Below are 22883 nucleotides of genomic sequence, written 5' to 3'. Positions count from 1 at the left end.
AGTAGAAACCGACTCCTTTGTTTTGTAGCTCTGATTTGGTATTTAATGGTTGTTTCTCAAGCTCCATTATTTCCAAATTAACCTACGTAGAAGCAAAGTGGATGTCGGTTTCGTTCATTATAACTATATACCCGAATGGCCCTTATTCACCATCAAAATGGTGCAAATAACGGCGTTCAGTTCCGTTAAAGAGTCACATACCACCAGAAATCTTGCCAATAACGTCTGTGAGTTCCGCTAGGATTCTACATCGTATTGGTTTTCAAAATCTACCCGTTAGTTCGCCTGAGCTACGTCCTCCTCATCTGAGACACGCCGTTCGGGGAGTAGGAGATCCCATCCGAAGCATAAAAAACAGGCCGGTAAATGGCAGGCTTGACCATCCACGGACCTGTTTATATTTTCAGATAAAGGCAGCGTTATTCTTGTTTGGGCAAAGCGCGGTCACGAAGCACTCGTTCGAGCAGGTTCCGAATCAGGTCGAGATCGTCCTTCTCCAGAGGGACGCCGTCCCAGTGAAGCTGCTCCACGTTCAAATATTCCTTCGCGTTATGATTAAGCTCGGCAGACGGATCGGGGTGATCAGTAAGGCCTAGAAGATAGTCAGCGGACGTGCGCAATTTGCGGGAGATCGTCTGGATCGATTCGATCGTCGGCTGACGATATCCCGATTCGTAACCCGCATAGGTGCTTTTGGCCACGCCTACGTAGTCTGCCACTTCCTGCATGGTCAACTTCCTGCTCTTCCTTAGCTGCTTCAGTCGCTTCGCAAACATTTTTTTCTGCCCCCAGTTATGTGATACGCTTGCAAAATCAGTATATCAATCTTATGGCAGATTTGCTATAGACGGAATTGGGCAAATAGGCTGAAAACGCCCCTCGTCCATCCGATCCAAGACACGGGTTGTATAGCAATTCCGTATAATCTTGTAAGCCTTTTCCCATCAGACAAAGTCTGCTATGATAGGCTAAGCGAATTTTGAATGACAGTCAGCTTTGTCGATACGAGGTGGGAAATTCATGGGTTACCGCGGTGTGCGTCGGTCGTTAGTACATCTGAAGCAGGATTTCCTGCTCGTTTTTCGCTTAATTGTGAAGTCGCGGAATTCGCTTAGCCGTAAAATATTTATTTATTATATGGTAAGTTCGACCGTGATCGTCCTCTTATTCGGGGCGGTCTCTTCGGCGTTCTCGCGCGATTCGGTCATTGACCGGATACTCGACAGCTCTCAGCAGACGGTTATCGAGACGGGGAAGAGGATGGAGCTTCTGCTCGAAGGCTACAGATCGGTCACGGCGCAGGTTGTATCCGACCCGGAGCTGCAAGCTTTAATGAAGCGAGAGAGTACAATCATGCTGGGCAACGAAGAGCTGGCTAGGAAAATCAAATCAAAGCTCGCGGGGTATGCCGCCACCGACGACTTGATGCGAATCGAGCTGTTCGCCGCCGGAGACAAGACGCAAGAGGATTGGTACGCGGCAGTGAGCGAAGGGCGCGGAAAAGCCGTGTGGCTGAATGCGAGCAAGACAGGTTACCTTCCGGACAAAATGATGCGAAGTCCGGTATTCGCCATTGCCCGCATGTTCAATGAGCGCGGGACGGCCAACCCTCTTGGACTGCTGCTAGTGGAGGTCAACACGCATGATATCAACAAGGAACTGACGAACGTCCGCTTTGATGGCGAGATGTTCATCATCAATTCGGAAGGCATGATCATGTTCGCGGCCGACCCGACCAGAATCGAAGAGGTCGTTCACGGGGAACTGTTCGAACAGATGAAGGCATCTATGTCCGCGACCTCCGGTTCGGCCAGAGGAATCTTCATTGACGGCGAAGAGCAGCTGTTCGTCTACCATTCGCTCCCGGCGTCCGACTGGACGCTAATCGGCTATGAGCCGTTAACCGATATTACCAAAGAAGCGGGAGAGATCTGGCTGTTTACGGCCGCCATGGTTGCGTTCTCTTTGCTATTGACCGGACTGCTCGGCATACTTGTTATACGCCGGTTCGGCGCTCCTCTGCATAAGCTCAGCAAGGTCATGAACCAAAGTCGCTCGGGCGATTTGTCGGTCAGGGCGGATGTCACGTCGGATGACGAGATCGGCGAGGTCGGCCGAAGTCTGAACAAGATGATGGACGATATTCAAGCGTTGATGAAAGAGTCCGAACAAGCCGTTGCCTTGCGGATTGCCTTGAAGGTGAAGGAAGAGCAGCGGATGATCGGGGAGACGCTTCGACAGTTTACCGCGGAATTATCTTCCACCCTCGAGCTGGACGAGGTGTTGAGCCGAATTCCGTCCATGGTCAGCGAGCTTGCCGGCGTCCAAAACGTGTGCGTATGGGGATATGCGGAAGGGGCCGATGGCATCCTGCTTCCGGTGGCGCGGATGATGGAATGGCGGGAAGAATCGGACAGTCTGGAGGGGATCCGGCTGCCGAAGCAACACGTAATCGAGCTGCTTCCGACCCCGATCACGCCGGGAGAGCTGATTCGAATCGAGCCGAACGAAGCGGACTCTACGATTGCGACGCTATTGCAAACGTCCGGGTGCTCCGAATGCGAATTGTCGATGATTCCCTTCGGGAATCGGGAGGAGCTTAAAGGTATCTTGACGTTAAGCGGCAGCTTGACGGAATACCAACGAACCCTTCTTGCTTTGTTTGCTGCTCAGATCAACAGCGCGGTCATGAATGCGCTGTTGTACCGCCAGATGAGGACGATGGCTACGATCGACGCGCTGACCGGGGTCAACAACAGGCGGTCGATTTTTGCGGAGGGTGAACGATTCTGTGAACGGATCAAGGAACGCGGGATGGAGGATTTCTCCGTTATCTTGTTCGATGTCGATCATTTCAAACGCATCAATGACGAAGTTGGTCATCCGGCTGGGGATGAAGCGCTGCGGCGGATTGCGAGGTGCACGCTGACGAAGGTCGGGGAACGGGGACAGGTCGGAAGATACGGCGGCGAGGAATTTGCCGTTCTATTGCCGGACACCGGCAGGGCGGAAGCGCTCCTGATCGCGGAGGAAATAAGGCAGGAGGTCGAACATTTATTCATTGCCTACAACGGAACAAGGATTGCTGTCACCGTAAGCTTGGGTGTGGCGACTGCAGACCCCGAGACGGCCAGCTTCGGCGATTTGTTAAGCGCTGCCGATCAACTGCTGTATCGAGCGAAGAGAGAGGGCCGCAATCGCGTGGGGTAGCATGAATGGGTGAGAGGAGCGGTTAAGGTGAGGCTCGGTTGGTTAAGGAAGCGCAAGCTGTCAAGCGCGGCACTAATATTGGCATTAGCGATTGCCGGATGCGAAGCCGCTTCCGATAGGAACAATGATTCCGCTCCTTCCGGCAGGAATGAAGCCATCTCGGGAGAGAATGTCGTCATTGGCATGTCCCTCGCTACGCTGCAGGAAGAACGCTGGCTGAAGGACCGCGATATCTTCATCGCAGCCGCGGAAGCGCTAGGGGCCGAAGTGCAGGTTCAAGCCGCTAACAGCAATAGCGCCAGACAGATTGCCCAAGCGGAGAATATGATTTCCCAAGGCGTGGACGTCTTGGTTATCGTGCCGCATGACGCCGCAGCAACGGCAGTCATCGTCGAGAAGGCGCATGCGGCCGGAATCAAAGTGATGTCATATGATCGATTGATCAAAGATGCGGACGTTGACTTATACGTATCCTTCGATAATGAGAGAGTCGGGGAGATGCAAGCCGAAGCCATCGTCTCGCTTGTTCCCGAAGGCTCGTATGCCTATATAGGCGGCGCCGATTCGGACAACAACGCACACCTCTTCAAGCAGGGAGCCTTCCATATTTTGCAGCCACTGATCGACAATGGTTCCATTCGAATCGTCTATGATCAATTCACGGAGGATTGGGTACCCGACAATGCGCGCGAAAGTATGGAGGAGGCCTTGCTGGCAAACGGTCGGATCGATGCGGTAATCGCAGCCAACGACGGCATGGCAGGCGGCGTCATCCAAGCGTTAACGGATCAAGGACTGCAAGGCAGCATCCCCGTGTCCGGTCAGGACGCGGAGCTTGCGGCTTTGCAGCGCATCGTGGCGGGGACGCAGGCCATGACGGTCTATAAGCCGATTAAGAAGCTTGCGGAGCGAGCGGCCGAGCTAGCCGTCCGATTGGCGCTTAACGAACCCGTTGCTACGGACAAGAGCGTTCACAACGGCAAAGGCAATGTGCCTGCCATTTTACTGGATCCGGTTATGGTCGATCGGACGAGCATCGACGAGACCGTCGTCAAAGACGGCTTCCACAAGCGGGAAGAGATATATGCAGGTGCGGAATAGCATCCTTGCTACGAAACAAAAAATTTACTTCGAATAGAAGAAAGCTAGGAGATTCTCGAAATTATGAGCACTAACAAAAAACAAAAAGCGGTGAGACTGGCTTTGCTGCTGGGGCTATTCTCGACGCTGGGGCCTTTTACAATCGATATGTATTTGCCGGCGTTCCCGGAGATTGTGGAGCAATTCGATTCAACGGCTTCGCTCGTCCAGTTCAGCCTAACCGCTTGTTTGCTGGGACTCGGCTTGGGACAGCTCGTCATGGGCTCGCTTAGCGACGGCTACGGCAGACGGAATCCGCTGCTTATTTCAATGGCCGCGTACGTCCTCTCCTCCTTAGCCTGCGCGTTTGCTCCGAATATCGCGCTGTTGATCGTATTCCGGTTTGTTCAGGGCTTTGCCGCTTCGGCTGGCATTGTCATCTCCCGCGCGATCGCGCGAGACCTTTACAGCGGCAACGAGCTCACGAAATTTTTCTCATTACTATTGCTTGTAGGCAATTTGGGACCTCTCGCGGCTCCGCTAGCGGGCAGCGGGGTACTTTCGTTCACGACATGGGTCGGAGTCTTTGTTTCCCTGGCGTTGCTAGGCGTTTACTTGTTGGCGATGACCAAATGGAGCTTGCGGGAGACGCTGCCTGCCGAACGCCGCAGCCCAACGAATTTCGCGCATCAGCTGCGCGGCTACGGCCTGCTCCTGCGGGATCGCCAGTTTCTAGGCTACATGCTGGCCCAGGGCATTATGATCGCTGGAGTTTTCGCGTATGTGTCCGGCACGCCTTTTATTTATCAAAATATTTACGGGGTTTCTCCCACGGTATTCGCGCTTCTGTTCGGATCGAACGGAATTAGCCTGATCATCGGCTCCCAGCTTGTAGGCCGGATGTCGCATCGCTTATCCGAAAACACGTTCCTGTTGTTCGGCCTGCTGCTTGCCTTATTGGCCAGCGCCGCCGTTATCGTGGTAGCCGCCGTTCAGGGACCGCTCTTCGCTTTGGTCATTCCGTTGTTCTTGTTCGTATGCGCGATCGGAATAGCGTCAACGGCCGCATTCCCTCTTGCCATGGAAAGCCAGGCTCGAAATGCGGGCAGCGCGGCCGCGCTTCTCGGCGTCATTCCTTTCCTTCTGGGCGCCGTCGTCGCTCCGCTCGTCGGCATTGCGGGAGAAGATACGGCCGTACCGCTAGGCGTTATCTTATTATTGTCGAGTACCGTTGCCATCCTCGCCTATTTCCTGTTGGTGAAGTCTAAGCGCGTTGCGCCTATCGCTTCCGGTACTGATTCGGTGTAATGCCCGTATTCGAGATTTGAACAATTTGCAGACATATCGTAAGCCCGATCTCCTCGGCGATGAGAGAGACGGGCTTATTTGGGCTGCTCTACATATAAAAATAGCGATTCATAAAATAATGCACATAAGCCTGGATATTAAGAAACGGCGAAAAGTGAATTTTAATGATGGACGGCTTTTCCGTAATCATATATTGTGTGAATATAAAATGCCCGCGGATAAGAAAGCGTTTACGCGATCGAAATGGTGACAAGGGGAGATCAACTTGCCTGGAAAGTCCTTTTTCTCTAAACTTCTTATCGCATTTCTTCTTATAGTATTCGCATACACCATCCTTGCCGTTTGCTTGTCGTTTTATAAAGATAGTCAAAGGGTGCGATCGGAATTAAGTCAAAATCAGCAGCATTTTCTACTGCAATCACGTGACAAGATCGACACGAAGCTGGGCGTTTCTTTCAACTTAATCGCACAATTAAAACATAATGATCATGTTGTTAAATTTGCCGAAAAAGAACGGAATTACTATGAGATCACCCAAACCTCTTACGCGTTGCAAAATCATATAAACGCATTCTCGGAATTCGGCTATAGCATTGATTTAATGAAAACGAACGACAACTTGGTTATTACGCCTCAATTTTCGTTGGATAAAAAACGTTATATGGAAAGTATCGAAATGACCGAAGAGGAATTTGCGCAGATAGGCACAGAGAGCACGAGTCCAACCGTAACGTTATCGGGCATTCATGATCTAACATCAACGGAAGATGATGGCGGCTCCATTCATCTCGTAAACCCGGAGAAGATGGGAGCAGGGAATTCTTTATTTTTTGTTGTTACATTTTATGAACAATTGCTGCTCCCGCCCCTATCGCCTGAGACGCAAGAAGCGTTTGCCATTATCGAGAACGGTCGATTCGTTACGCTCAAATCAAGCTTTGACGATAAACGGAGGGACCAATTGCTTGCCTATCCGCTGGCGCAGCTTGATGAACGGGCAACCGGCGATTACGCGAAGTTCTCTACGGGTGAATTCGACTTTCATATGATTCGTTCGCAAACGATGCCGCAATGGTCATATCTATATGTGACACATAATTACTCGGTAATCGAATCCCTTTCACCGAATTTGAAAGGGGCTGTACTCTTATTAGTCATTCTAGTATTAGCGGGACTTGCGTTCGCTTATATGGTTTCCCGCCGCATGTATCGACCTGTCCGCCATCTCGTTGGGTTGTTCAGAAGCTATGGTGAGCCTGAGGGAGCAGACGAGTTCGCCTTCTTGCACGAGACGGCGACAAGTATTAGCAAAGCCAATGAACAGTTAAAATCCGCGCTCTATGAGCAAAGGCTATCGATGAGAGACAAGTTTCTGCGGGATTTGCTCCAAGGCCTCGTTCCTCCGGAGAAGGTGGATGACCTGATGCATACCTATCAACTCCAAAGCCTTCGCTCCGACTTGACCGTCTGCGTAATTACATTCTCGAACGATAAGGAATTGGAGGAGCAATATTCGAAGGATGCGATTCTTACGATAAAATCAAAGACTTCCTTGATTCTTCATGAACAGTTAAAGGTTCATTTTCCTTGCGAGCTGCTTGATCTCGACTTTGCCAAATACGTCTTCATTATCGGGGAATCCGATACGGAATCGATTCAGAAGAAGCTCATGAAAGCGATGGCTCAAATCGAGGACGGTCATGCATTCGGATTAGTCGCAGCCGTCGGCCGTCCTGTTGCTTCCGCCAGCGAAATCGACCGTTCCTTCACTCAGGCGCTGGATCTATTGAAACGGAGATCGGCGGTTGACCGAACTTCCGTCATTACTTACAAACAACTTAATCAGGTTCAGATGGTCAGCTATTATTATCCTATCGATACGGAACGCGAGCTGATCAGCTATGTGATTCGCGGCAAGCGGGAGAACGCATTGAACACGCTGAACCGCCTCCTATCGGAAAATCTGGAGCAGCGGCAGTTAACTCGGCAGCAGCTCGAGCAGTTCAGCTTGCTTGTTCTCGCCACGCTCAATCGAATTATGCAGCAGTTGAATATGTCTTCCGAAGAGTTTGCCGAAGCTCATAAGGATTACCTGGACATCGTGCAGCACGGCGAATCGAAGGAACCGATGGTTTCCGCCATTACGGCCTTGTTTAACGCCATGATCGATACGATCGACCAACAGAACGAGATGATGGATACCCATACGGTAAAGCGCATGATTGATTATATTCATGACAACTACAACAAGGATTTATCGCTTAGCATGATCGCTGAGGCGTTTAATTTCTCTCCCGGCTATGTGAGTATCGCCTTTAAAAATCATTCCGGCGAAAATTTTAAGGATTATTTGAACTTTTTCCGCGTGCAGCAAGCGAAAGAAGTGATGCGCAAGCAGAAGGAGGTCAAAATTGGCGATTTGGCGCTGATGGTCGGCTGCAACAATGCGAATACGTTTATTCGCATGTTCCGCAAGTATGAGGGATTGGCTCCAGGGCAGTACGCCAAAAAGCTTGCGGAGAAGGAATGAGACCACTTACCGCAGACGTTCCATCGAAACAGCCGCCTTGGCCCAAGCGCCAGGCGGCTTTTTTTCATCAAAGTGAGCTCCGCTACTTCGTGAAATGCAGATACATGAAATAATGCACATCGCGTTCCATCACATAAAGAGTTGCCGGTTGATGAAATAATGGCGATAGACTGCGCTTTCATGCATTCGTATAGTTAAAAATAGTCGAGAGGAGAGAAGCCAAATGAAACTTTTTTGGGGAGATCTGCACAATCATTGCGGCATTACTTATGGATTCGGGGAATTGAATAACGCGCTCGAGGCGGCGAGAGGCCAGCTTGATTTCTGTGCAATCATCGGCCACGCGATGTGGCCGGATATGCCGGACCGAACGGAAGCAACGGCTTTTCTGGTAGACTTCCATAATGAAGGTTTTGCCAAGCTGAGGGCGGATTGGGAGAGGGTTCGCGCCAAAGTGAAAGAGGCGAATGCAGATGAAGAATTTGTAACCTTCCAAGGCTACGAAATCCATTCCAGCGAATTCGGCGACCATCATGTGTTGTCGCCAAGCGACGACTTGCCGTTAGAGTACGCCGCTTCACCGGCGGAGCTAGTGGAGAAGCTGGCTGCGTACGACGTTATCGCCGTGCCGCATCACATCGGCTATTCGCCGGGTTACCGCGGTATCAATTGGGAGGCATTCCGCTCCGATTATTCGCCAATCGTCGAAGTGTACTCCAAGCATGGCTGCGGCATGTCGGATACGAGCAGTTATCCTTATTATCATACAATGGGTCCCAAGGATTCGGGCAATACGGTATTGGCAGGGCTTAAGAAAGGCAAAACGTTCAGCTTCGTTGGTTCTACCGACCATCATGCGGGTTACCCCGGTTCATATGGCGATGGTAGAGCCGCGGTCTGGGCGAAGGGGAAATCGCGGGAGGCGATTTGGGAAGCGATTAAAGCAGGACGTACCTATGCGGTAACCGGAGATAAGATGGCGTGCCGGTTTTCGGTGAATGGAACCGAGATGGGCGGCCGTCTCGTAGCTGCCGGGGCCAGACAAATTGCGCTGGACGCGGAATGCGTCGACTTTATCGACAAAATTACGGTATTTAAAAACGCTCGGCCTTGGAAGGTCGTTACGGGCGAAAGCTTGGATCAGGCAGCCAGCAGCGGCATCAAATCCAAATATAAAGTGAGAGTAGAGCTTGGTTGGGGTGATTCCAAACAGGGCTACAACTGGACAGCCAAAGCCCTAGTAATCGGAGGCAAGCTGTTGTCGGCTGACAGCTGCTTCCGCGGACGCAGCGTATTGGCGCCCGAGCCGGGGATGAGAGAAAATCCGGATATGAATAAACTCGGAAATCGGATCTTGGAACAGTCGGATGCCGCCCTTTCCTGGGCGTGCACGACCTTCCAGAACCCATCCACCTTGCATCCGGCAACGGCTGCCGTCGTGCTCGAGATCGAAGGGGACGAAGGGACGGAACTATCCGTTCAAGCCAATGGCATGAACAAAGTAGTCAGCATAGGCAAGCTGCTCGAAGGATCTTGTTCGATGCATGTCCAACCGTACAATTCGGAGGCCATGCTTATTCACCGCGCCGTTCCCGAATCCGCTTATAACATACATCTCGAATGGACGGATACGGAGAAGGAGCTGGAGACGGATGTGTACCATGCGGAAATTCGTCAATCCAATCATCAGTTTGCATGGATTTCCCCCGTGTTTGTGAGTTAGATTCACTCTCAGGTTCGAAGAAGCCGTCTGGCCTATAGCGCCAGGCGGCTTTTATCTTGACCAAAGAATACTCCGCTACTAGGGAAATGTTGATACATGAAATAATGCACATCAAGGTCCTGCACATAAAGAGTTGTCGGTTAATGAAATAATGGCGATAGACAGCGCTTACATCCATTCGTATAGTTTAAATTGCAACGCTGACCGCTCAAACGGGAGCGCTCCTGAGAGGATCAGCTAGACATCATGGAGAGAGGAGAAGAAGGTGCTGCCAAACTTAAAACAGATCAAAGCGAACCTGATTAAAGACCGTTACCTTTATCTGCTGCTGATACCGTTTCTGGCCTGGTATATCATTTTTGCCTATAAGCCGATGTACGGTCTGCAAATCGCCTTTAAGGATTTCAGCGTATATAAGGGAATCGCGGCGAGTCCATGGGTTGGGCTGGAGAACTTCGAGACGTTTTTTAGAAGCCCGTATTTTCTTCGGCTGCTAAAAAACACCTTGCTACTTAGCTTGTATCAATTGCTGTTCGCGTTTCCCGTGCCGATTATTCTCGCTCTATTATTAAATGAGATAAAGAATGGCATTTTCAAAAAAACGGTGCAGACCTTCACGTATTTGCCCCATTTTATTTCGGTCGTCGTCGTAGCCGGGATCGTCACCAATTTTTTGGCGCCCAGCAACGGTATTATCAATATCTTGATCGAGATGATGGGAGGCGAGAAAAAATATTTTCTAACCGATCCCGACTGGTTCCGTACGATCTTTATCGGGTCCATGGATATTTGGAAGGAAGCGGGGTTCGGCACCATCATCTATATAGCGGCCTTGTCCGGCGTGAATCCAGCCTTATACGAAGCAGCCGTCATCGATGGGGCGAACCGATGGAAGCAGACGTGGCACATCACGCTTCCTGCCATTATCCCGACGATTGCCATCATGCTTGTCATGAAAGTCGGGTCCATGCTGGAAGTCGGCTACGAAGCCATCATTCTTCTCTATCAGCCAGCCACCTACGAAACAGCCGACGTAATCAACACCTACGTCTACCGGGCCGGTTTGCAAGAAGGGCGTTACGACTTGGCCACGGCGGTCGGATTGTTCAATGCCGTCGTCGGATTTTTGCTCGTCATATTCGCCAACAAAATGAGCAAGAAGCTAACTCAGACAGGATTATGGTAGGTGATGGAAGCTGAAACGAACTAGAGGCGAAAAGCTGTTTTACGTAGTGAACTGCATCTTTCTTGCGATTATTTCTTTGCTTGCGTTGTATCCTTTTGTCTATGTCTTATCCGCATCCATTAGCTCCTCCGACGCGGTCGTTACCGGCAAGGTCATCTTGTGGCCGCGCGATATTAACTTTGACTCCTATGCAAAGGTACTATTGGAGAAGGGGATTTGGGTAGCCTATTTGAACACGTTCTATTACACTATATTCGGCGTTATCGCCAATTTATTTCTCACGATTTGCGGCGCTTATGTCCTATCCAAAAAACGGATTATGGGGCGTACGGCCATCAGCTTTTTTATCGCGCTGACGATGTGGTTTCAGCCGGGCATGATTCCGACCTATCTCAATTTCCGGGATTTGAACATGCTCGACAGCCGATTTACGATTATTATCGGTTTCGCGATTACGACCTTCTATGTCTTCCTCATGCGCTCGTTCTTCGAGAACATTCCGGATGAGCTCGAGGAAGCGGCGAAGGTTGACGGAGCTAATGATCTGATGATTCTATGGAGGGTCTATCTGCCGCTGTCCAAGGCCGCGCTTGCGACGATCGGGTTGTTCTATGCGGTGCACCGCTGGAATGGCTATTTCTGGACGATGATCATTCTAAGCGACGAGAGCAAGGTGCCTCTGCAGGTACTGCTGAAGAAGCTGATCGTCGAGATGAACGTAAACGACGAGATGGGCAATATGGCAGTATATTCGAAAGAAACGATCATCTATGCGACCATCATCGTTTCTATCATTCCTATTGTCGCAGCCTATCCTTTCATTCAGAGGTATTTCGTGAAAGGAGCCATGATCGGCTCGGTCAAAGGCTAGTGGCTGCTTCAACCGGGAATGGCCATAAAACAAAGAAACAAAAATAATGGGAGGTCATGAATGTGGGTAACAAAAAATGGATGAAAACATCAGCTTTAACTATGGTGGCAGTCGGTATGTTGCTGGCAGGCTGCAGCGGCGGCAATAACGCACCGCAAAATAGCGGCAACCAATCGAATGCCTCGAAGGAGCCGGATGCGGAGCAGCTGGCGGGGCATCTCATTACCAAGGAGCCGCTTGAGCTGACGCTTCACATGCACTTCGCGGACAGGTTTATATACGACGACAACTGGCCTATCTTCAAGGAAGCGGAAAAGATGACCAATATTAAATTGAAGGGAACCGCCTCCAAGTCCGCGACGAACAGTGCAGAATTGTTCAATACCATGATGGCTTCCGGCAAAGTTCCGGATCTGGTGCATCATCAAAATAAGGAGCAGTACGATAGCCTTGGGATGGAAGGGGCCTTTCTCGAACTTGATGAACTGATCGAAGAACATGCTCCGAATATCAAAAAGTTTCTGTCCGAACATCCGGATTCGGCCAAATATATGAAAGCATCGAACGGCAAAACGTATTTCCTTAACTTTACGCCGGATGGACCGGCTGCCAAAGGCTGGTTTGTACGCCAGGATTGGCTCGATAAATTGAACCTTGAGCAGCCGAAAACGGTAGACGAACTGTATGCGGTATTGAAAGCGTTCAAAGAAAAAGATCCAAACGGTAACGGAGCAAACGACGAAGTTCCTTTCTTCAGCCGGGATAAGCTGAGCGGCATTTACGATCTGCTGATCCAGTGGGGCGTGCAGGGCGGAGCCGATGCGGCCAAACGAGGGTTTTACGCCGATAACGGTGTCGTGAAGTACGGCATGTACGAGCAAGGCTATAAGACGGCAATCGAAAACATTGCGAAGTGGTATAAGGAAGGTTTGATCGACAAAGAAATTTTCACCCGCGGGCCGAAAGCGCGCGACATTCTGCTCGGTGACAATGTCGGCGGCATGACGCACGACTGGTTCGCCAGCACGGCTAACTTCAATGACATACTTGCGCCAAAGATTGCCGGCTTCTTCCTTAATCCGATTGCGCCTCCAGCGAATACAGAGGGCAAAATCCTCGAAGAAAGCTCCCGTAAGGGGACGCATGCGAGCGGATGGGGAATCTCGGCGGAAACCAAGCATCCTGTCGAAGCGATTAAATATATGGATTTCTGGTTCTCCGAAGATGGACGCAGATTGATGAACTTCGGCATCGAGGGTAAACACTACGACCTAGTAGACGGCAAGCCGAAATTTAAGGATTCCGTTCTGAAAAATACGGAAAAGACGGTTATTCAACAGCTTCAAGAAGAGGGCGGCCAGATCGAGCTCGCCTTCCATCAAGACTACGCTTACGAAGAGCAATGGACAAACCCGATTGCGCTGAAAGGCATCAAGGACTACGTCAGCAATGGCTATATTATGGAAGCTTACCCGCCGGTTTCATATACGGATGAAGAACGGAATCGTTTTGAGGAGCTGAACTCGGCCGTTCTGACCTTTGTCGAGGAAAAGCTGCAGAAGTGGGTGCTCGGCGCGGAGCCGATCAACGATGAGACATTTAGCAAGTATATCAAGCAGCTGGAAGACTTGGGCATCAAGGAATTGCTTGAGCTTGAGCAAGGCGCGTACGACCGTTACATGAAATAGTCGGAATCATTCCTTCCGGAGTCGTGCTGATTTCGGAAGGAGCTTCCCCTCCTTATGTGTAAGCGTTACCAAAACAAAATGACGGAGATGGACAAATGAATTTGCAATCATGGCTGAAAGAGCCGATGAGTACGACGGAGCTGCTCGCTAACTTGCGTTCGCGGCTTGAGCCGATGCACGAAAAGGCCGCCTATATCGCAGCTTATATGCCTGATCATGTTCGAGAGACGATCGCGAATGCCGAACTCGCTTATCAAGGAATGATCATGCTTCCCGGCACGGGTGGAGCCAGGGAGTTTGTCGGCAATCCACCGGGCTGGCTTACGCGCAGGCATAACGACAATGAATATTTGTGGCAGCTGAATCGCATGAATCATTGGCAGGATTTGCTTGAGGCTTATTCGCTCACCAAGGACGAGAAGTATGGACGCAAGGTCATCGACGAGCTGCTGAACTGGACCGAGACGGTCCCCATTCCCGACGATTTGATGGATAAGCCGCTTGGCTATTTTACGGAATGCCATCCGCTGAGGGCGCTCGAGCTCGGTATCCGGGCCTACAAAATTTGGCCGCTTGTGTTGGAGCATTTGGGCCATTCGGAGCTATTTACGGAGGAAGTATTAGAGCGATATCTAACGGCCGTCTACAAGCAGATGAAAGCTTTGCGCAAAGTGTCGCCTCAGCTGTGGCCCAAAGCGGATCATAACCATTATTTAATGGAATGTTTGGGCATTTTGACGACGGCCCTTTATTTTCCCGAGCTCAAGGAAGCGGAGGAATGGAAGACATTTGCGATCGATGGCATCGAGAAGTGCAGTTTGGCGCAGCTGACGGAAGACGGCGGCCAAATCGAGGGTTGTCCTTCGTATCACAATGGCTGCATGTTCTGGTTCGGGCTGGCGGTCGTTCTGGCTAATCGGTTCCAGTTCCAATTCTCCCCGCCATACATGGAACGGCTCAGAAGAAATTTGGATTATTCGCTTTACTCGTTAAGGCCAACCGGAAAATGCGTGCCTGTCGGCGATTCCAGTGCGAATCCGCTTGCCGTAATGGCCGGCGTCTACGGATATTTTGCCTTAAACGATATCTCCTGGCTGGGGCTTGCGACGAATTTGATCGATGTGACCGAGGTCGTGCGTGAGGCAAGCAGGCATGCGTGGCGGGCGCTCGATGTGCGCAAATTCGCGGAAGAGCTGCATTCCCTGCGGGGCAGGCAGTTCGAATTGGATAAGCCGACGACGTTTTGGAATCGTACGCTGGATCAGGCGATTATCCGCAGCGGATGGGATATGAGAGCGCTCAGTTTCTTGTTTACATGCAAAAGCCCGATTCAGAATGCCCATGCCCACATCGATTTGATGAGCTTTGATTTTACGGCGCTTGGAAAAGACATGATATGCGATCCCGGATTTTTTTGTTATCGGGACGACGAGGACCGCAGGCAGTTTAAGAGCTCGAATTATCATTCGACGCTGCTGATCGATGAGCGGGACCATTTCGAATATATCAACTCCTTTACGTTCGGGCCGCAAAAGCCCGGCGGAATCTACAATGTGGAGGACAGAGGCTTCTACCGAATCGCCAGCGCCTGCCATACGAACTACGAGCCGATTGTCCATCACCGCCATATTTCATTAGTGGATCATCGTTTCGTGCTCATTGCCGATCGGGTAGAGGGGCTGGAGGGCCATAGCGTCCAGCGTTATTTCCATTTGGATTTTGTCGAGGTGAAGGAGAGCCATGACGGCGTCACCGCGACAAGCGATATCGCGAATCTGGCCATTGCGACAAGCCATATGGGCAAATTGGATCTTCTGCCGGGGAGGCTGTCCGATTCGAATGATGTGGCAAGGCATTCGACAAGGGTGCGTTTTCAGGATTCGCATAGCGGCCGCGTTCATTTCTTGACGGTTCTTATTCCTTTCCAAGGGGCGCAGCCACCTGCCGTTCAAATTATGGAATCGGAGGAAGGCGTGTTTCTCTTCGAGCTAGGTGAGCGTTACCGGGTTGAGGTTGACGACAAAGATATGCGCATTAGCAAACAGGCTTGAACTATAGAAAGAAACATAGGAGTGAGGATATGCTGAACCTGCTGAGAGACGATCAAGATTGGGTAGAACATGTCATTGCCAAGCTAACGGCCAAGATGGATGCCGTAAGCGAACGTTCCAGCACAAAAATTCCGTATACAACGAAGAACGGCTATCACGACAATCAGATCGAAACGGATATCAACTGGTGGACGAACGGCTTTTGGGGCGGCATGATGTGGCTTATGTATCATGAAACCGGTGTTCCGAAATACAAGGAAATCGCCACTTTCACGGAAGATGCTTTGGACTTATGCTTTCATCAGTTCTACGGTCTGCATCACGATGTGGGATTCATGTGGCTGCCTACCAGCGTGGCCAATTATAAGGTAACCGGCAATTCCGAATCCCGCAAGAGGGCGATGCATGCCGCCAACCTGCTTGCCGGACGATTCAACCTGGCGGGCGGATTTATCCGCGCATGGAACGATGACACGGCCAACGAAGATACGAGAGGGTGGGCGATCGTGGATTGCATGATGAACCTGCCGCTCCTGTATTGGGCCAGTAAAGAAACAAAAGATCCGCGATTTGCTCAAATCGCCATGAAGCATGTGGACACCGCGCTTGAAGCTTTCATTAGACCGGACGGCTCCGTCAATCATATCGTGGAGTTCGATCCGTTCCATGGCGGCGTGGTTCGAACGTACGGCGGCCAAGGCTACGAGGAAGGTTCGTCCTGGACGCGCGGGCAAACTTGGGCTTTATATGGCTTTATGATGAGCTATATGCATACGGGGAAGCCGGAATACTTACAGGCAGCCAAACGGGTTGCGCATTATTTCATGGCCAATATTCCGGACAATGGCGTCATTCCGATCGATTTCCGCCAGCCGAAGGAGCCTTGCTACGAGGATACCACAGCCGCGGCGATCGCGGCTTGCGGATTGATCGAAATCTCCAAAGCTGTCGGCGAATACGAAAAGGACGTATATCTGAACACTGCGTTGAAGCTGCTGAAAACGATAGATACGTTACGCTGCGACTGGTCGACGGAAGCCGATCACCTATTGATAAACGGTTCAGCCGCGTATCATCATCAAGACATTCATATTTCCATCATCTATGGCGACTATTATTTCATGGAAGCGATCTTCAAGCTGAAAGGGAACGACTTGTTCCTGTGGTAGTCAAACGATTCATCGGATACGTAAACCAGATTGAGAGGAGCAATCGGTATGCGGAAGAGGGGAAAATTGTATCAATGGTTTAGCGTATTATTGTGCTTCGCGATTGGTTTCAGCGGATTCACGGGCGGTTCCGGGGTGCGTGCGGAGGCATCCGACATCACGGTCCACGTGGCGCAGGATTTCGAGCGCTACGCGCAGGTCGGCGCGCCGCCAAGCGGGTTCGAGCTGACAGGCACGGCGGATACGATGAAAACGACCGGCGCCATGAATAATGCCCATACGGCGCCGAACGGCACAAGCGTCGCTCTTCGGATCGGCGAAGCGCTTGCGGGGACGCCAGATGCAGGGGTGGCCAAACGATTCGGGAGCGAGGACTTGATAGGGAGCCTTATCTTCGATTTCGATATCAAATCGCTGGATGCCAACGGCATCAAATTCATCGAAATGAAAGACAGCAGCAATATGGGCATGACGATAGGCTCCTTAGGGGCGGATGGCGCCTTGAGAGTCGGAGGCGTTAGGACGGATCTGAACCCTGCCGAGTGGAATCGGCTTTCCTTTCTGTTCGATTTTCAACCGGGCGAACCGACCGTAACGACAACGGTGTACGTCAATAGCGTGAAGAAAATCGATTCGGTCAAATTGAACAATGCCCAGCAGGCGAGAGGCATCAATTACTTGCGGGTACGTGCCAAACGCAACCTGCCGGAGACGCTGACCGCCGATGCGAACGGCGTCAAGGAATTCACGACGCTGATCGATAATGTGAGGGTGTATACCGGAACCGAACTAAAGACGATGGAACAATTGCAGACGGCAACCATACCCGATTCGCTCATGGACTTCGACAACGACCTTGGCATCTCGGTAGACAGCCGTCTTGCCGGCGCTTTGACCATGGTGGCGAACAGTACGAATGTACGGATGGATAATGTGAAAACGACCAAGGCAATCGAGGAGTGGAATAAGCCGAAAAAAGAAGGGGGAGTTATTCTCGTTCCACTCCGTACGGTCGGTCAATATTTCGGGGTTGCCGTACAAATCGACGGGCAAAGCGCCAGCGCGACTGTCGATGGTCAGGAAAGCGTAGTGACGACAGGGAAGGTTGTCGTTGCCGGACAGGAGCATTCTTCTCCCCAAATCCAGTTTACGGCGGATGACGTGATGGTGCCGCTTGATATCGCCGGAGCGATCCTGAAGAAACAGACGTACACCGATGGAAAGGGCAGGGGGCTCATCGTCATTGGCAGTCAGGCGAAGCCCTTCGACGATGCGCTTGACCGGCTGGACGAAAGCCTGAAGCCGCAGGAGAACGAAAAGTTTTTTATCGAAGAGGCGATTAAGTCAATTGTTTACGAAAGGCCGACCGGGCCGGAGGCCATCGCGAAGCTGCTTGATAGTCATGCGCAGCATCCTAGAATTATCGCGACCGAGTCCGACTTCGAACGCATCAAGTCGATGCTGGCAAGCGGAGAACCGACCATTGGCAGATGGTATCAGGATCTCCTGAAGCAAGGCGAAAAAGATTTGCAATTGGCGCTTCCCAAATACGAGATTCCGGACGGCAGAAGAATGGTTAGTTCCAGACAGGTCGGCCCGCTCGTCCTGAACTTGGGCATGCTCTATCATCTGAGCGATGACCCTGTGAAGAAGGGACAATATAAGCAGCGGATTTGGGACGAAGTGTATACCGTATCGCAGTTTCCCGACTGGAATGAACAGAATGAATTTTTAAATACGGCCGAATTTATGGAGGGTGTTGCGATCGCCTACGATTGGCTGTATGACGCATGGACGGCGGAGGAGAAAAGGATTCTAGTCGACGCCATGGTGCAGAAAGGGCTTATCAAAACGCTGGAGGCCTACAATAACAATGTTTGGTGGATTCATACGTACCCGCGGACGAACAACTGGAATGCGGTATGCAACGGCGCCGCCATTCTCGCTTTGATGGCGATCGGGGATGTGGATCAATCATTCGAGCTGCCGTCGGGCGAGAACGTAACGATGCAGCAATTTGGCGGCGAAGTGCTGGATACCGCGTTTAACGCCCTGGAAGATTATATTTTGCTGGAATTCGTTCCCGACGGAGCGTGGGCCGAAGGTCCAAGTTACTGGGGTTACACATTAGAATACATCATCAAGTATATTGCCGCCATGGAATCCGCGCTGGGTACAAGCTACGGCTACGACCAAACGCCGGGTTTAAGTAAAACGGGATATTTCCCAGGCTTCCTGACCGGTCCTGTGGGCTCCCTAAACTATGGGGACGCTTCCAGCGGCAAAATCATATCGCCGGAGGAATTATGGATTGCTAAGAAGTACAACGATGAATTGCTTGCTTCCGTGCATTTGGATAAAAAGCTTGCGTATAAAAATGCCGGCTCCGTGCTCGAGATGCTCTGGTATGTGCCTGAGCTCTACAAGCCCGGACTAAAGCTCGAGCTGGATCAATATTTCAGCGGGACGGAAGTGGCGACGTTCAGAGGCAGTTGGGAGGATCCCAATACCGGCTTCCTTGGATTAAAGGCGGGCAATAACGTTGTCAGCCACGGCCACTACGATCTGGGCAGCTTCGTATTCGAAGCGCTAGGGCAGCAGTGGGCCATCGATCTCGGGAAGGATGACTACAATCTTCCGGGTTATTCGAATTATGCCAAAGAGCGGCTGACCTACTACCGGTTGAATCCCGAGGGGCATAATACGCTGGTCATCAATCCGGACGGCGGCGCGCAGCAAAATATTAAGGCCTTCTCCAAGATCGAGAAGGTGGAGAGCAAGCCGCGCGGCGGATATGCCATCGCGGATTTGACGGAAGCTTATAACACGGAGGTATCCGCGGCCAAGCGCGGCGTAATGTTGTCTTCCAACCGGATGCGGGCGACGATTCAGGACGAGGTGTCGTTCCTAGAGCCTTCGACGGCTTATTGGTTCATGCATTCGGAAGCGGATATCGAGGTCAGCGCGGACGGCCAATCGGCGATTCTTACCAAAGGCGGCGAGAAGCTGTGGGTGGGATTAAACGCCGATGCCCGCGATGCGGAGAACAATCCGGTGGCGGCGAAGCTGGACGTCATGGAGGCCAAGCCGCTTCCGGTATCGCCTAATCCTGCCAATCAGCATCAGAATGAAGGCATCCGCAAGCTGTTCGTCAAGATGGATCAGGTTAAAAATATGACTTTGACGGTCACCCTGATTCCAATCCTCGGAGCCGTGGAGGAAGCGGATACGTCAGTAAAGGTTTCGCCTCTCTCTCAGTGGAGCATTCCGGACGGCGAGCTGACGGTTCCAGTGCTGCAAAGCGTCAAAATCGACGGTAAGCCATTGGCGGAATTCGACGGACAGCAGTTCAGCTATAATATTCATCTGCCGCTCGACCGTACGGAAGTTCCTGTTCTTGACTATGGCGTCGACGCCTCCCTCTATGATGTGAGAGCGACCGTCGCGGAAGAGGTCCCCGGCATTACGAAGCTGATCGTAAGCTCCAAGCAAAGTCCGGAAATCAAAAGCTTGTATCAGTTTAACTACAAACTGATGCCGGCAAGCGGGGATGAGGAACGGTTAATCGAATTGCCTATTCAAGCGGTTTCGGCGAGCGACTCTCAAGAGGAGCTTGGCAACACGGAGGATAAGGCGATTGATGGGAATTATAATACTTACTGGGGTGCAGAAGGCGACCAGTGGATTATGCTCGATTTGGGTGAAATGAAGCAGATCAACAGCGTGGGAATCGCGTTTTTGCGCGGCAATGAGCGCAGCTTTAAATTCGAGATCGAAACGTCAAAGGACGGCCTCACTTGGTATAAAGCATTCGCCGGCCAAAGCAGCGGAGAAAGCTTGGAGTCCGAAAAAACATATCTAAGACAGCACGACGCGCGGTATGTCCGGATTACCGGCCACGGCAACAGCGTGAGTCAGTGGAACTCTTACACTGAGCTTTATGTCTACCGGCTTGAGCCGGATGAGTCTGGCCCGCCATCGAACGGAGGCGGTACGGATGGCGGCGCCTCTAGCGCTTCGGTCGAAGGGAAGCATGTCATTAAGGCCGCTGCCGGAGGCACCGTTAACGACAGCGGCGTGAAAATTGTTGTTCCGGCCGGAGCGGCGTCATCGGATATTGCGATTCGAATTAACCAAGTGTCCAATACGGCCGCCTTACTGACGGACGACGTCCAGCTTCTTAGCCAAGTATTTGAGATCAAGAAGGATAAGGAAGGCGATTTCCTTAAAGCAATCACCATTACGCTGCCTTTCGACAAATCGAAATGGGACGCTGCGAAGTCGAACATATCGATTTACTGGTATGATGAAGAGTCCAAAAAGTGGGTCGAGCTGGATCGGCCTGAGGTGGATATGGAGCAAGGAGTTGTCACCGGCACCATCAACCATTTCACGAAGTTTGCTGTTCTGGCGACTAACGAGCAGAAGCCTTCCGAGCCCTCAGCCGATTTCCCGGACATACAGGGGCATTGGGCGGAAGAAGACATTCGGGAGTTTGTGAAATCCGGGGTTATGAACGGCTATCCGGATGGCACGTTCGCTCCGGAGAAGAAGATGACCCGCGCCGAATTCGCGGCGATTCTGGTCAAGGCGTTCAAGCTACAAGAGAAGAGCGGAACGGGCTTCGCGGATATCGAGAACCATTGGGCGAAGGCTTTCATTGATACGGCGGCGGGCAATGGCCTTATTACGGGATATAGCGCCCATTCCTTCGGACCTGACGACCTTATCACCCGCGAGCAAATGGCGGTCATGATCGTAAGGGCAGCCAGCCTGCCGTCGTCCTCCGGAGAAGCGTCCTTTACAGATCAGGCGGACATTTCCGGCTGGGCTGAAGCGGCGGTTGCGACTGCGGCGGCGGGCGGACTCATCGCCGGCTATGAGAACGGCAGCTTCAAGCCGCAAGCGCATGCTTCTCGGGCTGAAGCCGTAACGATTCTTTTGAGAGCCATGAATAAATAATCCATAGACGACCGTATGTGCGAACCCACGGTCAATGCCGGGTCCACCGCTTCCGGTATTGATGCGGCGTGATGCCCATATGCGACTTAAACAGTTTGCAGAAATAAGAGCTGTTCGTAAGCCCGATCTCCTCGGCGATGAGAGAGACGGGCTTATTCGTCGTGGTCAGCAGCAGCACGGATTGATGGACTCTGCGCGTGGCCATGTATTCGGAGATGCTGAGTCCCGTCGCCTCTTTGAACAAATGGGTCAAATAGAAGGGAGACAGATGCAGCGAGCGCGCCATCTCGTCCAAGGAATACGGCTCCGAATAACGGGCCTCGATCCAATTCAGAATATTCTCCACTTGGTGATTTTTGCGGCGGGGACGATAGGCGGCGGCATGCTCGTTCAAGCGGTCCCACTCCTGCTTCAGCGAACGGTAGAGGGGAAGCAGGAACAGCGATATTTCCTCATGCTTGTCCGTCTCTCTCAGCGAGCTTAGCCGATTGCTCATGTTTTTGAATAAACCGTCCAGCAGCTCGGCGTCTTGGAGCTCGTATAAGCATGGGGAAGGCAGCTGTCCCAGATAAATAAATTGGTAAAAGGAGTGCAGGGCCGGCCACTTCTCAAAGTAGGTCTCGAACATGGTCGGTTCGAAAATGGCCATGGAGCGCTCGAAGCTTTGACCGTCCGAATAATCGAGCGTCAAATGATGGAGCTGATTCGGCTGGAACATGCAGAGCATCCCCGGCTTGATCTCGTAGCTGGTGTTATTGACGATCAGCGTTCCTCTTCCCTGGTGAATGTATAGAATCTCAACACCCAGATGGGAATGGAACGTCTCTCTGTGCTCGTTATTTACGCTTAAGCGTTTGTAGGCGAAATACAAGGGCGTCTCGTTGAAATGGCTCGTCGATATCGGCAAGAGCTTCACCTTCCCATGGCTCAAGAAATGTATGCGATTCCAACTCTATACTCAATATAGCAAGGCGATCATGGCGATTCAAGGCAACAGCCCGATAAAAAGCGCAATCTAGCGTTATTTTTCCCTCCGCGTTGCGTCACAATCGGTCAGCCGCCTCGGTTAAGATACTTGTATAGGCACCAATTCAAGAGGAGGATA

13 protein-coding genes are annotated in these 22883 nt (G+C 51.5%); 11 read left to right on the top strand and 2 right to left on the bottom strand.

Annotated features, from left to right (window positions below; translation table 11 throughout):
* Positions 1-419: 419 nt before the first annotated feature.
* Positions 420-776, bottom strand: coding sequence for a helix-turn-helix domain-containing protein (locus NQZ67_RS27045; protein ID WP_257452118.1), 357 nt, complete (start codon positions 774-776; stop codon positions 420-422).
* A gap of 244 nt (positions 777-1020) precedes the next feature.
* Here NQZ67_RS27045 and NQZ67_RS27040 point away from each other — a divergent pair, with 244 nt between their 5' ends.
* The 11 genes from NQZ67_RS27040 (at position 1021) to NQZ67_RS26990 (ending at position 21778) form a co-directional block, all read left to right on the top strand.
* Entirely contained in the window at positions 1021-3210 is a 2190-nt protein-coding gene (locus NQZ67_RS27040; protein WP_257452117.1) for a diguanylate cyclase, read from the top strand.
* Between the two features lie 27 nt (positions 3211-3237).
* Entirely contained in the window at positions 3238-4311 is a 1074-nt protein-coding gene (gene xylF, locus NQZ67_RS27035; RefSeq protein WP_257452116.1) for a D-xylose ABC transporter substrate-binding protein, read from the top strand.
* Positions 4312-4374: 63 nt separating this feature from the next.
* Positions 4375-5598 (top strand): multidrug effflux MFS transporter, encoded by a 1224-nt coding sequence (locus tag NQZ67_RS27030; RefSeq protein ID WP_257452115.1) that lies wholly within the window; start codon positions 4375-4377, stop codon positions 5596-5598.
* 661 nt (positions 5599-6259) lie between these two features.
* On the top strand, positions 6260-8128 hold the full coding sequence (locus tag NQZ67_RS27025) for a helix-turn-helix domain-containing protein (protein WP_257452113.1): 1869 nt from the start codon (positions 6260-6262) through the stop codon (positions 8126-8128).
* A 223-nt stretch (positions 8129-8351) separates the two neighbouring features.
* On the top strand, positions 8352-9851 hold the full coding sequence (locus NQZ67_RS27020; RefSeq protein WP_257452112.1) for a DUF3604 domain-containing protein: 1500 nt from the start codon (positions 8352-8354) through the stop codon (positions 9849-9851).
* A 265-nt stretch (positions 9852-10116) separates the two neighbouring features.
* Positions 10117-11037, top strand: a complete 921-nt coding sequence (locus tag NQZ67_RS27015; RefSeq protein ID WP_257452111.1) for an ABC transporter permease — start codon at positions 10117-10119, stop codon at positions 11035-11037.
* Positions 11038-11083: 46 nt separating this feature from the next.
* Positions 11084-11908, top strand: coding sequence for a carbohydrate ABC transporter permease (locus NQZ67_RS27010; protein WP_257452110.1), 825 nt, complete (start codon positions 11084-11086; stop codon positions 11906-11908).
* A gap of 62 nt (positions 11909-11970) precedes the next feature.
* Positions 11971-13596, top strand: coding sequence for an extracellular solute-binding protein (locus NQZ67_RS27005; protein WP_257452109.1), 1626 nt, complete (start codon positions 11971-11973; stop codon positions 13594-13596).
* A 95-nt stretch (positions 13597-13691) separates the two neighbouring features.
* A complete protein-coding gene (locus NQZ67_RS27000; RefSeq protein WP_257452107.1) occupies positions 13692-15647 on the top strand; it encodes an alginate lyase family protein in 1956 nt (651 codons plus the stop codon).
* 29 nt (positions 15648-15676) lie between these two features.
* Positions 15677-16816: a glycoside hydrolase family 88 protein gene (locus NQZ67_RS26995; protein ID WP_257452105.1), complete on the top strand. Its 1140-nt coding sequence runs from the start codon at positions 15677-15679 to the stop codon at positions 16814-16816.
* 66 nt (positions 16817-16882) lie between these two features.
* Positions 16883-21778 (top strand): S-layer homology domain-containing protein, encoded by a 4896-nt coding sequence (locus NQZ67_RS26990; RefSeq protein ID WP_257452103.1) that lies wholly within the window; start codon positions 16883-16885, stop codon positions 21776-21778.
* Positions 21779-21809: 31 nt separating this feature from the next.
* On the opposite strand, the gene NQZ67_RS26985 is transcribed toward NQZ67_RS26990, so the two are convergent.
* A complete protein-coding gene (locus NQZ67_RS26985; protein WP_257452100.1) occupies positions 21810-22685 on the bottom strand; it encodes an AraC family transcriptional regulator in 876 nt (291 codons plus the stop codon).
* Between the last annotated feature and the right edge of the window lie 198 nt (positions 22686-22883).

Origin of the sequence: Paenibacillus soyae (assembly GCF_024623455.1) — a bacterium.
Classification (GTDB): Bacteria; Bacillota; Bacilli; order Paenibacillales; family Paenibacillaceae; genus Pristimantibacillus; species Pristimantibacillus soyae.
Note: the sequence above shows the minus strand (reverse complement) of the source record. Positions and strands in the feature narration are given on the sequence as shown.